At 68.8% G+C, this 14,332-nt stretch carries 16 protein-coding genes; 8 read left to right on the forward strand and 8 right to left on the reverse strand.

Translation table 11 applies throughout. The features are described from left to right. Positions 1-9 precede the first annotated feature (9 nt). Entirely contained in the window at positions 10-423 is a 414-nt protein-coding gene (locus R5H19_RS11465; protein WP_318159136.1) for a hypothetical protein, read from the forward strand. Here R5H19_RS11465 and R5H19_RS11470 read toward each other — a convergent pair. Genes R5H19_RS11470 through R5H19_RS11480 form a run of 3 tightly spaced genes read right to left on the reverse strand, consistent with a single transcriptional unit; the run spans position 420 to position 2,298 of the window. After that, entirely contained in the window at positions 420-1,190 is a 771-nt protein-coding gene (locus R5H19_RS11470) for a CPBP family glutamic-type intramembrane protease (protein WP_318159137.1), read from the reverse strand. The two genes, R5H19_RS11465 and R5H19_RS11470, sit on opposite strands and share 4 nt — an antisense overlap. A gap of 25 nt (positions 1,191-1,215) precedes the next feature. Then, positions 1,216-1,410, reverse strand: coding sequence for an Arc family DNA binding domain-containing protein (locus R5H19_RS11475; protein WP_318159138.1), 195 nt, complete (start codon positions 1,408-1,410; stop codon positions 1,216-1,218). A gap of 9 nt (positions 1,411-1,419) precedes the next feature. Beyond that, positions 1,420-2,298 carry an SPFH domain-containing protein gene (locus R5H19_RS11480; RefSeq protein ID WP_318159139.1) on the reverse strand — a complete coding sequence of 293 codons (879 nt, stop codon included), beginning with the start codon at positions 2,296-2,298 and terminating at the stop codon, positions 1,420-1,422. 139 nt (positions 2,299-2,437) lie between these two features. On the opposite strand from R5H19_RS11480, the gene purT reads away from it, so the two are divergent. Continuing rightward, a complete protein-coding gene (gene purT / locus R5H19_RS11485; protein ID WP_318159140.1) occupies positions 2,438-3,619 on the forward strand; it encodes a formate-dependent phosphoribosylglycinamide formyltransferase in 1,182 nt (393 codons plus the stop codon). Positions 3,620-3,721: 102 nt separating this feature from the next. After that, entirely contained in the window at positions 3,722-5,242 is a 1,521-nt protein-coding gene (locus tag R5H19_RS11490; RefSeq protein ID WP_318159141.1) for an FMN-binding glutamate synthase family protein, read from the forward strand. Positions 5,243-5,322: 80 nt separating this feature from the next. Here R5H19_RS11490 and R5H19_RS11495 read toward each other — a convergent pair whose 3' ends face one another. The 4 genes from R5H19_RS11495 to R5H19_RS11510 are packed head-to-tail and all read right to left on the reverse strand — an operon-like array spanning position 5,323 to position 7,990. Beyond that, complete coding sequence (locus R5H19_RS11495) at positions 5,323-6,030, reverse strand: arginyltransferase (protein ID WP_318159142.1); 708 nt, start codon at positions 6,028-6,030, stop codon at positions 5,323-5,325. A gap of 45 nt (positions 6,031-6,075) precedes the next feature. Then, a complete protein-coding gene (locus tag R5H19_RS11500) occupies positions 6,076-6,468 on the reverse strand; it encodes a hypothetical protein (protein ID WP_318159143.1) in 393 nt (130 codons plus the stop codon). 35 nt (positions 6,469-6,503) lie between these two features. Beyond that, positions 6,504-7,370: an acyl-CoA thioesterase II gene (locus R5H19_RS11505; protein WP_318159530.1), complete on the reverse strand. Its 867-nt coding sequence runs from the start codon at positions 7,368-7,370 to the stop codon at positions 6,504-6,506. A gap of 35 nt (positions 7,371-7,405) precedes the next feature. Further along, positions 7,406-7,990 (reverse strand): N-acetylmuramoyl-L-alanine amidase, encoded by a 585-nt coding sequence (locus R5H19_RS11510; protein ID WP_318159144.1) that lies wholly within the window; start codon positions 7,988-7,990, stop codon positions 7,406-7,408. 88 nt (positions 7,991-8,078) lie between these two features. Here R5H19_RS11510 and R5H19_RS11515 point away from each other — a divergent pair, with 88 nt between their 5' ends. From R5H19_RS11515 to R5H19_RS11525, 3 genes are all read left to right on the forward strand, one after another. Next, positions 8,079-8,606 (forward strand): alpha/beta family hydrolase, encoded by a 528-nt coding sequence (locus tag R5H19_RS11515; protein WP_318159145.1) that lies wholly within the window; start codon positions 8,079-8,081, stop codon positions 8,604-8,606. Continuing rightward, positions 8,603-10,804 (forward strand): bifunctional 23S rRNA (guanine(2069)-N(7))-methyltransferase RlmK/23S rRNA (guanine(2445)-N(2))-methyltransferase RlmL, encoded by a 2,202-nt coding sequence (gene rlmKL / locus R5H19_RS11520; protein WP_318159146.1) that lies wholly within the window; start codon positions 8,603-8,605, stop codon positions 10,802-10,804. The genes R5H19_RS11515 and rlmKL overlap by 4 nt, the downstream gene beginning before the upstream one ends. A gap of 62 nt (positions 10,805-10,866) precedes the next feature. Further along, a complete protein-coding gene (locus R5H19_RS11525; RefSeq protein ID WP_318159147.1) occupies positions 10,867-11,289 on the forward strand; it encodes a hypothetical protein in 423 nt (140 codons plus the stop codon). A gap of 85 nt (positions 11,290-11,374) precedes the next feature. Here R5H19_RS11525 and R5H19_RS11530 read toward each other — a convergent pair whose 3' ends face one another. After that, positions 11,375-11,830 carry a DUF6491 family protein gene (locus R5H19_RS11530; RefSeq protein ID WP_318159148.1) on the reverse strand — a complete coding sequence of 152 codons (456 nt, stop codon included), beginning with the start codon at positions 11,828-11,830 and terminating at the stop codon, positions 11,375-11,377. 233 nt (positions 11,831-12,063) lie between these two features. On the opposite strand from R5H19_RS11530, the gene egtB reads away from it, so the two are divergent. Further along, positions 12,064-13,311 carry an ergothioneine biosynthesis protein EgtB gene (gene egtB / locus R5H19_RS11535; protein WP_318159149.1) on the forward strand — a complete coding sequence of 416 codons (1,248 nt, stop codon included), beginning with the start codon at positions 12,064-12,066 and terminating at the stop codon, positions 13,309-13,311. After that, the gene (egtD, locus tag R5H19_RS11540; RefSeq protein WP_318159150.1) at positions 13,308-14,297 is read left to right on the forward strand and encodes an L-histidine N(alpha)-methyltransferase; all 990 of its coding nucleotides are present in this window, start codon (positions 13,308-13,310) and stop codon (positions 14,295-14,297) included. Before egtB ends, egtD begins: the two co-directional genes overlap by 4 nt. The last annotated feature ends 35 nt before the right edge of the window (positions 14,298-14,332 follow it).

A 14,332-nucleotide genomic window follows, 5' to 3' on the forward strand; every position in this document is an offset into this window, starting at 1 on the left:
GGTGCCGGCATGAGCATGCAAATCGCCCTGCGCCGACGAGCCCTCGCAGCCTGGTCGCCTGGCGGCATTCCCCGCCGCCTGAACGCCATCGTGCTGCTGGCGGCGTTGTCGGCGGGCCTGCTGTGGTGGTGCTGGCCGGCCGCCGGTCGCGCGGCGGCGGGACCCTCGATCCAGCCGATCGTGCACTGGCAGGATGCGGCCCATGACTGGCTGCTGGTGGTCGACCCGGCGACCCGTGAGCTGGTGGTCTACGACGCCACCGACGGCCGCCCGCTGGAGCGGCTTGGCGCAGACGACGGCTTGCCGGACGTGCAGTCGATCGCGCGGCTGGGGCGGTGGCTGTTGGTGACGGGCCGGCAGCAGCCGAAGCTGCGCCTGCTGAAGTTGCCGGAGTTGCAGGCGGTTGCCGTGGGTGGGCGCTAGAAACCGCCGGCCAGCGGCAGCGCCACGTGCAGCACCAGGTCGGCGCAGAAGTGCGCCAGCATCGCGTGCTCCAGCCCGTACTTCCAGAACAGGCCGCCGAACACGACGGCGGCGACGGCATTCAACAGCACGATGCGCGCGATCAGCAGGGGCGTGCCGAGCAGGCCGGCAGCCTGTGCGGCGGGCAGGTGGCTGGCGCCGAACAGCAGCGCGGCCAGCACGATCGCCAGTGCGAACATCCACGGTTGCGCCATGCGCCGGTTGCAGCGCGCCAGCAGCCATACCAGCGCGCTGACCAGCAGCAGCCGGCACAGCACTTCCTCCACGATGCCGCCGTAGAGCGAAGCCAACGCGCCACGCCACGCCTGGATGGTGTCGTGCGCATGCTCCGGCCCGAACGCCGACAGTCCGGCCACCAGCAACGCCGCCAGCACGCCGAGCAGGGTGGCCAGCCACCAGTGCGGGCGCCGTGCCGGATCGCGCAGGCGCCGGTATACCCAGGCGCGCAGCCATGGCGCATCTAGGCCGTACGGCGCGCCCAGATACAGGCCGAGCCAGCCCAGCAGCCAGCACAGCATGCCGGTCTGTGCCGCCGCGGCCAGCACGATGACGGGCAAGGGCAGCGGCAGTGCGCTGAATTTCTGCGGCGTCAGCGCTATCACGTACGGCATCAGCGCCAGCGTGGCCAGTGCGCCGGCGCTGCCGAACAGCACGGCGAGTTTCAGGTGCGGACCGTTGACCGGCGCGGTGGAGGGGCTGGCGGACATGCGTGCGTACTCCCTCGTGGGCGGTTCAATCCGCGTCGTTGTCGTCGACTGCCGGCCTGGCCGGGCCGGCCTTCAGCCGGCCGGCCTTGCGCAGTGCCTCGCGCAGCACGTACTCGATCTGCGCGTTGAGGCTGCGCAGCTCGTCGTCCGACCAGCGCTGCATTGCGTCCAGCACGGTGGCGCTGATGCGCAGGGGATAGGCTTTTTTCTCGACCGCCATCGGAACGCGTCAGTTGTACAGCGTGCCGGTGTTCAGCACCGGCTGGGTACCGCGCTCGCCGCACAGCACCACCAGCAGGTTGCTGACCATGGCCGCCTTGCGTTCCTCGTCCAGGTTCACCACGCCGCGCTGGCTGAGCTGGTCCAGTGCCATCTCAACCATGCTCACCGCGCCCTCGACGATCTTCGTGCGGGCGGCGATGATCGCACCGGCCTGCTGTCGCTGCAGCATCGCCTGGGCGATTTCCTGGGCGTAGGCGAGGTGGCTGATGCGCGCTTCGATCACCTGCACGCCGGCCTTGCCGAGGCGCGCCTGGATCTCGTCGCGCAGGTGCGAGTTGATCACGTCGCCGTGGCTGCGCAGCGAGGGCTTGCCGTCCTCGTGCGCGTCGTACGGGTAGCTCTGCGCCATCTGCCGCAGCGCCGATTCGCTCTGGATGTGCACGAAGTTCTCGTAGTCGTCGACGCAGAACACCGCCTCGGCGGTGTCGATCACCTGCCACACCACCACCGCGGCGATCTCGATCGGGTTGCCGTCGCTGTCGTTGACCTTCAGCTTGCCGCTCTCGAAATTGCGCACGCGCAGCGAGATGCGCCGGCGGCTGCAGAACGGGTTGGTCCAGCGCAGGCCTTCCGTGCGCACGCTGCCGGCGTACTTGCCGAACAACTGCAGTACCTGGCCTTCGTTCGGGGCGACCTGGAAGAAGCCCTTGAGCAGGAAGCCGTCAAAGGCCAGCAGCAGCGCACCGCCAAGCAGACGGGCGACGGGCGGCGCATCCGGCTGGCCGTGGATGGCGCCGGTCACCATCCACACGCCGATGGCGGCCAGGATCAGGCAGAAGCCGATGAAAGGGATGCCGGCGACGGAAAAACCTTGCTGTTCGTTCATGGTGATCTCCCTGAGGTTGGATAATTAGATATCAAAATGATATCTAAATCAAGCTGGCTTCCGGCACGCCGGCGGCATCGCCGCCAGTCGACTGGCCCGGCCGCATACAATGTCGGTTTGCACGCCGCGGAGAAGTCCGATGAAGCCATTCGGCACCCCCCATTCCGAGCATGCGCTGCGCGTGCTGCTGCTCGGCGCCGGCGAGCTCGGCAAAGAGGTCGCGATCGAGCTGCAGCGCTATGCGGTGGAGGTGATCGCGGTGGACCGCTATGCGAACGCACCGGCGATGCAGGTGGCCCATCGCAGCCATGTGATCGACATGCTGGACGGCCAGGCGCTGCGCGCGGTGATCGAGCAGGAGCGGCCCGACCTGGTGGTGCCGGAGATCGAGGCGATCCACACGCCGACCCTGATCGAACTGGAAAAGGAGGGGCAGCGGGTGATCCCCACCGCGCGCGCGGCGTGGCTGACCATGGACCGCGAAGGCATCCGCCGGCTGGCCGCCGAGGAGCTCAGGCTGCCCACCTCGCCGTACCGCTTCTGCGACGACGAGGCGCAGTACCGCGAGGCGGTGGCCGCGATCGGCTACCCGTTCGTGATCAAGCCGGTGATGAGTTCCTCCGGCAAGGGCCAGAGCGTGGTGCGCGGCGCCGGCGCGCTGCAGCGCGCGTGGGATTACGCGCAGTCCGGCGGGCGCGCCGGCAAGGGCCGGGTGATCGTCGAGGGCTTCGTCGACTTCGACTACGAGATCACCCTGCTGACCGTGCGGCACGTCGACGGCGTGAGTTTCTGCGCGCCGATCGGCCACCGCCAGGAAGAGGGCGACTACCGCGAATCGTGGCAACCGCAACCGATGAGCGACGCCGCGCTGGCCGAGGCGCAACGGCAGGCTGCCGCGGTCACCGGCGCGCTGGGCGGCTGGGGCGTGTTTGGCGTGGAGTTCTTCGTGAAAGGCGATGCGGTGATCTTCTCCGAGGTGAGCCCGCGGCCGCACGACACCGGCCTGGTCACGCTGATCTCGCAGGAGTTCTCCGAGTTCGCGCTGCATGCACGCGCGATCCTTGGTTTGCCGATCCCGGTGATCCACCAGTACGGGCCGTCAGCCTCGTGCGCGGTGCTGGTCGAAGGCGACGGTGCGGGGCCGCGCTACCACGGCGTCGCCGCGGCGCTGGTCGAGGCGGACACGCAGCTGCGCATCTTCGGCAAGCCCGAAGTGAAGGGCCGCCGGCGCATGGCGGTGACGCTGGCGCGTGCCGGGTCGCTCGAAGCGGCGGTGGGCAAGGCGGTGCGCGCGGCCGGGCATCTGCGCATCGAGTTGTGAGCGCCGGCGCCGGTCAGGTTCGATGCGATAGGCTTGGGTGACGAGGCTCCTGCAGGCATGCGGGCGGTCTGCCGTGACAGCTGACTGACAGAGGGTGGCAGGATGGAATCGACAGGATTTGCGCACTGGCTGGTCGTGCTGGTCGAACTGGTCACGGCCTTTGCCCTGCTGCTGCTGGCGCTGGCAGTGGTGGTGCTGGCGGTGACCTGGGTGGTCGACCGCAACCAGACCGGCAACGCGGTGCTGCGCAACTTTCCGGTGATCGGCCACTTCCGCTACTGGTTCCTGCACCTGGGCGAGTTCTTCCGCCAGTACCTGTATTCCAGCGATCGCGAGGAGATGCCGTTCAACCGCGCGCAGCGCACCTGGGTCTATCGCGCCGCCAAGAACGTGGACAACACCAACGCGTTCGGCTCCAGCCGTGACCTGCGTGCCGAGGGCGTGCCGTTCTTCGTCAACGCGCCATTCCCCGACCTGGGCGTGGACCACGTCGAGCCGGTGCCGGTCACGATCGGCCCATACGCGCGCGAGCCGTACAGCCACGCGGCGTTCTTCAACATTTCGGCGATGAGCTTCGGCGCCTTGTCGGCACCGGCGGTGCGCGCGCTGTCGCGCGGCGCGGCCAAGGCCGGGATCTGGATGGACACCGGCGAGGGCGGCCTGGCGCCATATCACCTCGAAGGCGGTTGCGACATCATCTTCGAGATCGGCACCGCCAAGTACGGCGTGCGCACGAGCGAGGGCAAGCTCGACGACGGCAAGCTGCTGGCGATTTGCGCGCACCCACAGGTGAAGATGGTCAGCATCAAGCTCGGCCAGGGCGCCAAGCCCGGCATGGGCGGCCTGCTGCCCGGCGCCAAGGTCACCGCCGAGATCGCCGCGATCCGCGGCATCCCGGTCGGCCAGGATTCGCAAAGCCCGAATCGCCATCTCGACATCGGCAACGTGCCCGAGCTGATGGATGCGATCGCGCACATCCGCGAGCTCACCGGCAAGCCGGTCGGCTTCAAGGCGGTACTGGGCGGCGTCGAATGGATCGGCGAGCTGTGCGACGAGGTGTGGAAGCGCGGCATCGAGAGCGCGCCGGACTTCATCATCGTCGACGGCTCCGAGGGCGGTACCGGCGCGGCGCCGCAGACCCTGATGGAAGGCGTCGGCCTGCCGTTGCACGAGGCGTTGCCGGCACTGATCGACATGCTGATCGTCAAGGGCCTGCGCCAGCGTATCAAGGTGGTCTGCTCGGGCAAGTGCATCACCGCCTACGACGTGGCGTGGGCGCTCTCGATCGGCGCGGACTTCGTCAATTCCGCACGCGGCTTCATGCTGGCGCTGGGCTGCATCCAGTCGCTGCAGTGCAACCGCAACACCTGCCCCACCGGCATCACCACGCAGAACCCGAAGCTGCAGCGCGGCCTGGTGGTCAGCGACAAGAGCGAGCGGGTGTACCACTACGCGAAGAACCTGATGCACGAGGTCGGCATCATCGCGCACAGCTGCGGCGTCAGCGAACCGCGCCAGCTCAACCGCAGCCACTGCCGCGTGGTCGGCGACGATGGGTTGTCGATTCCGCTGGAGAAGCTGTTTCCGTACCCGCAAGTCGGCGCTCCGCCCGCACACCCCTAGGAGCCCGCTGGCGGGCGATGCTCCTGCTCTGAGTCTCCCCCTGGGCATGCAGAGCAAAAGCATCGCCCTCGAGCGGGCCCCTACGCCATGGGTTGCCAGCCCTCGGCGGTGCGGATCTGCAGTGGCTTGAAGCGGCGCTTGTAGTCCATCTTCGGGTGGCCGTCGATCCAGAAGCCGAGATACAGCCAGGGCAGGCCACGGCGGCGGGCCAGTTCCACCTGCTGCAGGATCGCGTAGGTGCCCAGGCCGCGCGCGGTCTCGTCGGGGTCGTAGAACGTGTAGACCGCCGAGGCTCCATTGGGGCAAACGTCGGTGACCGCCACCGCGAGCAGGCGTTCGCCCAGGCGCAATTCCATGAACAGGGTGGGGCTCCACGGCGCAGTGAGGAACCGCCGGAAGTCGCTGGCCTCGGCGTCGTCCATGCCGCCGCCGGCGTGGCGATTCTGCAGGTAGCGCTCGTACAGCGCGTGGCGCTCGCGATTGTAGCCGGGGATCGACTCGCTGACGGTGAGGTCGGCGTTGCGCTTCAGGCAGCGGCGCTGGGAGCGGTCCGGCCGGAAATTCGCCACGTCGATGCGGCACGGCGTGCAGGCGTGGCATTGCGCGCAGTGCGGGAAATACAGGTGGCCGCCGGCACGGCGGAAGCCGCGCTCGAGCGCGGGGCCGTACAGCTTGTCGAGGTTCGGCGCGGCCGGGTCCAGCACCAGGTTCTGCGCCGTGCGATCGGCGTAGTAGCCGCACGCATGGGGCAGCGTCTGGAACAGGCGGACTTGGTCGGAGCGGCGCATTTCCCGATTCTATGCCGCCCGCGATGGCGGCGCATCCCGGCCGGTTCAGCCCATGCGCAGGAAGCGCAGCATCGCCACGGCGAGCACCGCCAGCACGGCCAGCAGCACGATGCGGCGCACGCGGGCCACCGTGCGGGCGCGCCGATCGGCCGGGGTGGGGTTGCGCGCGGCGGCCAGTTCCTCGCCGTAGCGGATCACCGGCTCGATGCCCAGGTCGAGCAGCAGCTTGCGCGCCCTGGTGTAGTCGTCGGCGCGGGTGATCCACACCTGCGCCCAGCTGCTGCGGTCGTCCTGCCGCTGCGAGTAGCTGAAGCGCTTCCAGGTCGGGCGGTTGTAGTTGGAGCGGTTGGCCACGGTGGCCTCGATGCCGTGCTCGGCCATCAGGGCGACCACGATATCGATGTTTTCCTGGCGGGGCGAGGTGTAGATCTGGCGCATGCAGGCAGTTTACGCGAATGGCCAGGTGCCGGTATTCAGTCGCCGCGCACGCGGATCAGCCCTTCCTGTGCGGAGGAGGCGACCAGGCGGCCGTCGCGGCTGAAGATCTGTCCGCGCGCCAGGCCACGTGCGCCCTGCGCGGTGGGGCTGTCGAACGAGTACAGCAGCCATTCGTCGACGCGGAACGGGCGGTGGAACCACAGCGCGTGGTCGAGGCTGGCCATCTGCACGTTGTGGGTCATGTAGGAGATGCCGTGCGGCAGCGTGGCGGTGCCGATCAGGTGGAAATCCGAGGCGTAGGCCAGCAGCGCGCGGTGCAGGATCGCCGCGTCGTCGATCGGCGCGGTGAGCCGGAACCAGATGTGCTGGATCGGCGGGCGCTTGACCGGATGCAGCTCGTCGCGCGGCCACACCTGGCGGAACTCGAACGGGCCGTCGATGCCGAGCCAGCGTTGCAGCTTCACCGGCAGCCGCGCCAGTTCGCCCGGCGGCAGCGGGTGCAACGGTTCGATGTCTTCCGGTGCCGGCACTTCCGGCATCGTGGTCTGGTGCTCGACGCCCGGCTCGGGTGCCTGGAACGAGATCGAGCCGTTCAGGATCGGCTGGCCGTGCTGGATCGCCACCACCCGGCGCGAGGAGAACGTGCCGCCGTCGCGGGTGCGCTCCACGCTGTAGACGATCGGCGCCTCGATGTCGCCGGCGCGCAGGAAGTAGGCGTGCAGCGAATGCGCCTCGCGCGAGGTGTCCACGGTCTGCTGCGCCGCCGCCAGCGCCTGCCCCAGCACCTGGCCGCCGAATACGAAGCGGGTGCCGATGTCGCGGCTCTGGCCACGGAACAGGTTGTCCTCCAGCCGTTCCAACTGCAGCAACTCGACCAGTTCGGCGACGTGGTTGGGCGACATCATGCGGGCGGCTCGTGGCGAAGGCGAAGCCGCGATTATAGTGGCGGCCGGACGGGATCCGGGGGTGCGTCGATCCGCTCCAGCCCGCTGCGCTCGAGCACGCCGTTCCACGGGAACAGCGGGCCGGGGTCGAGCTTGCGGCGGACCTGCAGCGCAGGGTCGTCGCTGGCCGGCATCCATGCGGTATCCAGATCTTCATGCCCGGCAATCTGGCGCAGGTTCGGGAACTCCTCGCGTAATCGCGCGAGCAGGGCGTCCAGTGAGGCGATCTGCGCAGCGGTGTACGGCTCGTCCATCCGCTGGTGGCGCGAATCCCACCAGTGCGGGTAGCGCCCGAGGTTGACCAGCTCGATGCCGATCGAGTTCGGGTTGTGCCCGCGCACGTGGTTGGCCACGCGGGTGCCGGGCACGTAGCGCAGCACCGTGCCGTCGCGGTCGATGTAGTAGTGGCCGCTGTTGCCGGTGCCGCTGGCGTGCAGCACCCGTTCGCCGTACTCGCGCGCGATGGCCAGGTCCGGCAGCTCGGTGCAGTGGATCACCACCAGCTCGACCGCCCCGACCGGACGTTCGGGCAGCAGGTCGACGTAGGGCAGCGGCTGGTCGCGCAGGGTCAGTGGCATCGGCGCAGTCTCGCATGCGGCAGGCGGGGACGGAAACGCGCCTGTTACCATGCGCGTCCTGCCTTTCGCGTTTTCCACGGAGCCCGCCATGCGCGGCCAGATCATCCTTTCGCACGGCTCGGGCGCCGGTCCGGAGGCCACCAAGGTCAGCGCGCTGGCCGCGCAGGCCGAGGCGCTGGGCTGGCGCACGCAGCGGCCGGACTACCGCAGCGACGATGCACGCGGCTACGCCGGCTCGGTGGCGCCGCGCATCGCGCGCCTGCGCGCCACCATCGAGGCGCTGGATGCGCCGCCCGTGCTGGTCGGCTCCAGCATGGGCGCATTCATTTCCGGCCTGGTCTCGCTGGACGCGCCGGTGGCCGGCCTGCTGCTGCTGGCCACGCCGAGCGCGATCCCCGGTTACGCGCGGCCGCTCGATCTGCGCGAGGGCGTGCCCGCCACGCTGGTCCACGGCTGGCGCGACGAGGTATGCCCGCTGGCCGGCGTGCACGCGTTCGCCGCGAGGCGCCGCTTGCCGCTGCTGGTGCTGGATGACGATCATCGACTGAGCACCAGCATGGACGCGATCGCGGCGCAGTTTCGTCTGCTGCTGGATCGCGTGGCGGTCGCCGCATGAACCGGCTTCCCTCAGGCGCGTTCTTCGCCACCTGCCCGAAAGGCATGGAATACCTGCTGCGCGACGAACTGGCTGCGCTCGGCGCGCTCGATGTGCGTGAGGCGCTGGCCGGCGTGCACTTCTCCGGCACGCTGGAAACTGCCTATCGTGCCTGCCTGTGGTCGCGCCTGGCCAGCCGCATCCTGCTGCCGCTGGCCGTGTTCGACGCGGCCGACGACGAGGCGCTGTACCGCGGCGTGCAGGCGATCGACTGGAGCGAACACCTCGCCGCGCACGCTACCTTTGCGGTGGATGCCGGCACTGCGCTGAGCAAGCTCACCCACAGCCAGTTCGTCGGCCTGCGGGTGAAGGACGCGGTAGTGGACCAGTTCCGCCAGCGTGACGGTTCACGCCCCGGCATCGACACCGAGGAGCCGGACGTGCGCATCAACGTGCGCCTGCGCCGCGATCGCGCCACCGTGTCGCTGGATCTTGCCGGTACGCCGCTGCACCGCCGCGGCTGGCGCGAGGAGCAGGGCGAAGCGCCGCTGAAGGAGAACCTCGCCGCGGCAATGCTGCTGCGCGCGCACTGGCCCGAAGTGTACGCCGCCGGTGGCGCGCTGCTCGACCCGATGTGCGGTTCCGGCACGCTGCTGATCGAAGGCGCGCTGATGGCCGCCGACGCGGCGCCCGGCCTGCGCCGCGAGTACTTCGGGTTCCTCGGCTGGCAGCAGCACGACATCGCGCTGTGGCGCAGCCTGCTGGACGAGGCGACGCTGCGCGCCGAGACCGGCCTGCGCGGCCTGCGCAGCGTGTTCTTCGGCAGCGACGCCGACCCGCGCATGGTGCAGACGGCCAAACGCAATGCGCAGGCCGCGGGCGTGGCCGGCTTCTTCACCCTGGACCGGCAGGACGTGGCGCACGCCGCGCCGCCGCCGGGCGTCGGCTACGGCCTGGTCATCACCAATCCGCCGTACGGCGAGCGGCTCGGCGATCGCGCCGAGATGCCGAAACTGTACCGCGCATTGGGCGACACCTTGCGCAACCGCTTTAGCGGCTGGCGTGCCGCAGTGCTGGCCGGCGACGCCGAACTGGGCCGCGCGATGCAACTGCATGCGGACAAGCGCTACGTGCTGTACAACGGCGCGCTGGAAACCGTGCTGCTGACCTTCGACCTGAAGCAGCGCGACGAGAAGCCGCGCGAACCGAAGCCGCTGTCGGCCGGTGCGCAGATGCTGAAGAACCGGCTGGAGAAGAACGCCAGGCACCTGCGCAAGCGGCTCGCCCGCGAGGGCATCCGCTGCTGGCGCGCCTACGATCAGGACCTGCCCGAGTACGCCGCCGCGATCGACGTCTACGGCGACACGCATGGCGACGACCACCTGCACATCCAGGAGTACCGCGCACCGGCCGACGTGCCGGCCGACGTGGCGCGGCTGCGCCTGCGCGAGCTCGCCCGCGTCGCCGGCGAAGTGCTCGGCGTGCCGCGCGAGCGCATCGCGATCAAGACCCGCGAGCGCGGCAAGGGTGGCTCCAAGTACGGCCAGTTCGACCAGCGCGGCGAATTCATCGAGGTGGAAGAAGGCGGCCTGAAGTTCCTGGTCAACCTCACCGACTATCTGGATACCGGCCTGTTCCTCGACCACCGGCTGGTGCGTGCCAAGCTGCGCGAACTGGCCGACGGCAAGTGCTTCCTCAACCTGTTCGCCTACACCGCCACCGCCAGCGTGTACGCCGCGGCCGGCGGCGCGCTGGAAACCACCAGCGTGGATCTTTCCGCCACCTACCTGGAATGGGCCTCGCGCAACCTGGCGTTGAACGGTTTCACCGGCGCCCGCCACCGGCTGATGCAGTTCGATGCGCTGGAATTCCTGCTGCGCGACCGCGGCCATTACGGCCTGATCTTCGTCGACCCGCCGACGTTCTCCAACTCCAAGCGTGCCGACGATTTCGACGTGCAGCGCGACCACGTGAAGCTGCTGGAAGCCTGCAACCAGCGGCTGACCCGCGACGGCGTGATCGTGTTCTCGAACAATTTCCGCCGCTTCAAGCTGGATCGTGAGGCGCTGGCGCAGCACTTCGAGATCGAGGACTGGACCACGCCCAGCATCCCGTTCGACTTCGCCCGTCGCGCCGACATCCACGGCTGCTGGCTGCTGCGTCGGCGCAAGGCCGACCCCGAAATCAATCCGTGGGACACCGCGCACATCAAAAAATGAACCCTTCAGTGCATATTAAGCGTGATCGGACGAGCATCCGTCCCGTACAACGGAGAACGATCATGACCCGACGTTTCAGTGGTGCAGGCAAGCTGGCAGCCATCAGTCTGGCAGTCGCAGCGGCAGTGGCGATGCCACTGAGCGCGTCTGCGCGGGGTCATGGCTACCACGGCCACGGCGGTGGTTATTACGGCGGTTACCATGGCGGCTATCACGGTGGTTACTACGGCGGCCATGGCGGTCATTGGAGCGGCGGTCGCTGGATCGCCGGCGCGATCGTCACCGGTGCGGTGATCGGCCTGGTCGACAATGCGCTGCGTCCGGCGCCGGTCTATTACGGAGCGCCGGTGGTGTACGGCCCGCCGCGCACGGTGATCTACGAGGATGCGCCGGTAGTGCGCCGCCGCGTGGTCGAGACGCGCACGGTGGTATACGACGACCCGTACCAGACCCGCTACATCCGCGACGACGGCTACGACGACTGAGCCGATCGGCGGATGTGCCAGAAACAGGAAGGGCCCGGCATGTCCGGGCCCTTCGCCTGTGGGTGCAAGCCGGCGCGGCGCTCGTTCAGTGGACGGGCGGCATGGCCGTCGGCTGTTCCGCACCGCTGCCATGGCGCGTGGCACGAGCACTGAGCTGGTCGAAGCGCTCCTTGTCGATCTTGCTGACCGACTCGATTGCACATGGCGGCTGGTAGCGCGAATGCACGGTCTCGCCTACCTCGCCGCAGATGCGACCGCGATTGACGACGGCGTTGGACGGGTTGGCGCGGAAGATCAGCCCGGGCGGCGGGGTGCCCAGTCGCGGGCAGGCGCTCTGCAGTGTCACCAGGTAACGCTTCGGACCGGTGCGCACGATGGCGGTGCGATCGTCGACGATGTGCCACTCGTTGATCTGGGTGGTGTCGATGCAGTCGCCCGCGGGCAGCGGCGAGCGGGCAGGCGCCGTCTCGGCAGCCTGCACGGCACTGGTGCCGGTGCCGACGGCGAGAGCGAGCAGCAGGGTGGGGAGAATCGTTTTCATGGGCGTTACCTCATCCGTTCGGGTAATACGCATACCGTGATTCGCTCACGGGGACTGTATGCCGGCCCGCACTGGCACCGGCATGGGGAAGGCCGCTGCAAAGTATCTGCCATCTTCATATCACGAGAAGTGAACGATTGGCGCGGCATGCTGGCGGACATGCGTTTGAGCGATAGAGCACTCGACACCTCATGCCGTGCGGCCGCCTTGCCGGCTGTGCCCGGGGAGGTGCGATGACGACCTGGCACTCGTCCGCACCTGCAGGCATCGCGACCCGGTTCCTGCGGGTGCGGCAGCGGACACTCGAACTTTGCGCCGGCCTCAGCGCCGAGGACCTGCAGCTGCAGTCGATGCCCGACGCCAGCCCCGGCAAGTGGCACCTGGCGCATACCAGCTGGTTCTTCGAGCAGTTCGTGCTGGGCCGCGACCCGGTGTACCGGCCGCGCGATCCGGCCTGGCGCTACCTGTTCAACTCCTACTACCAGTCGGTCGGCCCGATGCACGCGCGGCCGCAGCGCGGGCTGTTGTCGCGGCCGTCGCTGGACGAGGTGCGCGACTACCGGCGCTACATCGACGACGCGGTGGGCGAACTGCTCGGCCGCAACGACGACGCGGAACTGTCCGGGCTGGTCGAGCTGGGCCTGCAGCACGAACAGCAACACCAGGAGCTGCTGCTGACCGACATCAAGCACGCGCTCTGGTGCAATCCGTTGCAGCCGGCCTATCGCGCGCCGATCGCGGCGGCGGGTACGAAAGCCGTGCCGCTGCGCTTCGTCGATGGTTGCGAGGGCATCGTCGAGATCGGCCATCGTGGCGAGGGCTTCGCGTTCGACAACGAGACGCCGCGCCATCGCACCCTGCTGCAGCCGCACGCGCTGGCCAACCGGCCGGTGACCAATGCCGAATACCTGGCGTTCGTGCGCGAAGGCGGTTACCGCGAACCCGGGCTGTGGCTGTCCGACGGCTGGGCCACGGTGCAGCGCGAGGGCTGGCAGCATCCGCTCTACTGGCAGGACGACCTGGCCAGCGAGTTCACCCTGGCCGGCGTGCGTGCGCTCGATCCGCACGAGCCGGTCTGTCACCTCAGCTATTACGAGGCCGAGGCGTTCGCGCGTTGGGCCGGTGCGCGGCTGCCCACCGAGGCCGAATGGGAATCGGCGGCGCAGGGCGTCGACATCGACGGCAACCTGCAGGACGAGGGTCGCTTCCAGCCGCGTGCGGCCAATGGCGATGCAGGGCTGCAGCAGCTTTACGGCGATGTGTGGGAATGGACCGCATCGCCTTACATCAGTTATCCGGGCTTCCGCCCGCTGCCCGGCTCGCTGGGCGAATACAACGGCAAATTCATGTGCGGCCAATGGGTGTTGCGCGGCGGTTCCTGCGTCACCCCGCGCGATCACCTGCGCGCCAGTTACCGCAATTTCTTTCCACCCCAGGCCCGCTGGCAGTTTGCCGGGCTACGACTGGGACAGGACCGATGAGCAGCGTGCAACCCTTTGGCCTCAGCGACGACGAGCGTCGCCCACCGTCGAGCGATCTTCTGGAAGTCGTCCAGCGCGGCCTCGGTGCAAAGCCCAAGCGGCTGCCGTCGTGGCTGTTCTACGACGAGCGCGGCTCGGCGCTGTTCGAGCGGATCTGCGAGCAGCCGGAGTACTACCTCACGCGCTGCGAGATCGCGCTGATGGATGAACACGCGGCCAGCATCGCCGATGAACTGGGCAGCGGCGTGCGCCTGGTCGAGTACGGCAGCGGCAACGCGCACAAGACCCGCATGCTGCTCGAACACCTGCGCGCGCCGGTGGCTTACGTGCCGGTGGAAATTTCGCCGGAGCCGTTGCGGCGCAGTGTCGAGCGGCTGGCCGCGGCGTTCCCGCAGTTGCCACTGCAACCGCTGTGTGCGGATTTCAGCAAGCCGCTGCGATTGCCGATCCCGCCGCGTGCGCCGCGGCGCACCGTGCTGTACTTCCCCGGCTCCACCATCGGCAATTTCGAGAATCGCGAAGCGGCTGTCCTGTTGCGCAAGATGCGCAACGAGATGGGCGACGCCGGCGGCATCCTGATCGGGGTGGACCTGAAGAAGGACCCGGCGCTGATCGAGGCGGCCTACAACGACCGCGCCGGCGTCACCGCCGAGTTCACCCTGAACATGCTGGCGCGGCTCAACCGCGAGATCGGCAGCAACTTCGAACTGTCGGCGTTCGCCCATCGCGCGCACTACAACCCGATGGCCGGGCGCATCGAAACGCATCTGGTCAGCCGCCGCGAGCAGCAGGTGAAGGTGGGCCGTGCGAACGTGAAGTTCCGCGCCGACGAGGCGATCCAGGTCGAATACAGCTGCAAGTATTCGCTGGAGGACTTCACCGCGCTGGCTGCCCGGGCCGGACTGGCCGTGAAGCGCGTGTGGACCGATCCGCAACGGATGTTCAGCGTGCAGTACCTGGTGCGTGCCGGCGCGGCGGCGCGATGAGCCACGGTGCAGGGCTGGCGATGCCGGCCCTGCGC

This window comes from Rhodanobacter sp. KK11 (assembly GCF_033345435.1).
Classification (GTDB): Bacteria; Pseudomonadota; Gammaproteobacteria; order Xanthomonadales; family Rhodanobacteraceae; genus Rhodanobacter.

Excerpts from the sequence above, each read along its gene's own strand:
- rlmKL (WP_318159146.1), top strand. The coding sequence starts at position 8,603 with ATGAACCGGCTTCCCTCAGGCGCGTTCTTCGCCACCTGCCCGAAAGGC.
- R5H19_RS11505 (WP_318159530.1), bottom strand. The coding sequence starts at position 7,370 with ATGTCGCCCAACCACGTCGCCGAACTGGTCGAGTTGCTGCAGTTGGAA.
- R5H19_RS11515 (WP_318159145.1), top strand. The coding sequence starts at position 8,079 with ATGCGCGGCCAGATCATCCTTTCGCACGGCTCGGGCGCCGGTCCGGAG.
- R5H19_RS11525 (WP_318159147.1), top strand. The coding sequence starts at position 10,867 with ATGACCCGACGTTTCAGTGGTGCAGGCAAGCTGGCAGCCATCAGTCTG.
- R5H19_RS11495 (WP_318159142.1), bottom strand. The coding sequence starts at position 6,030 with ATGCGCCGCTCCGACCAAGTCCGCCTGTTCCAGACGCTGCCCCATGCG.
- egtB (WP_318159149.1), top strand. The coding sequence starts at position 12,064 with ATGACGACCTGGCACTCGTCCGCACCTGCAGGCATCGCGACCCGGTTC.
- R5H19_RS11530 (WP_318159148.1), bottom strand. The coding sequence starts at position 11,830 with ATGAAAACGATTCTCCCCACCCTGCTGCTCGCTCTCGCCGTCGGCACC.
- R5H19_RS11470 (WP_318159137.1), bottom strand. The coding sequence starts at position 1,190 with ATGTCCGCCAGCCCCTCCACCGCGCCGGTCAACGGTCCGCACCTGAAA.
- R5H19_RS11475 (WP_318159138.1), bottom strand. The coding sequence starts at position 1,410 with ATGGCGGTCGAGAAAAAAGCCTATCCCCTGCGCATCAGCGCCACCGTG.
- egtD (WP_318159150.1), top strand. The coding sequence starts at position 13,308 with ATGAGCAGCGTGCAACCCTTTGGCCTCAGCGACGACGAGCGTCGCCCA.
- R5H19_RS11500 (WP_318159143.1), bottom strand. The coding sequence starts at position 6,468 with ATGCGCCAGATCTACACCTCGCCCCGCCAGGAAAACATCGATATCGTG.
- R5H19_RS11480 (WP_318159139.1), bottom strand. The coding sequence starts at position 2,298 with ATGAACGAACAGCAAGGTTTTTCCGTCGCCGGCATCCCTTTCATCGGC.
- purT (WP_318159140.1), top strand. The coding sequence starts at position 2,438 with ATGAAGCCATTCGGCACCCCCCATTCCGAGCATGCGCTGCGCGTGCTG.
- R5H19_RS11510 (WP_318159144.1), bottom strand. The coding sequence starts at position 7,990 with ATGCCACTGACCCTGCGCGACCAGCCGCTGCCCTACGTCGACCTGCTG.
- R5H19_RS11465 (WP_318159136.1), top strand. The coding sequence starts at position 10 with ATGAGCATGCAAATCGCCCTGCGCCGACGAGCCCTCGCAGCCTGGTCG.
- R5H19_RS11490 (WP_318159141.1), top strand. The coding sequence starts at position 3,722 with ATGGAATCGACAGGATTTGCGCACTGGCTGGTCGTGCTGGTCGAACTG.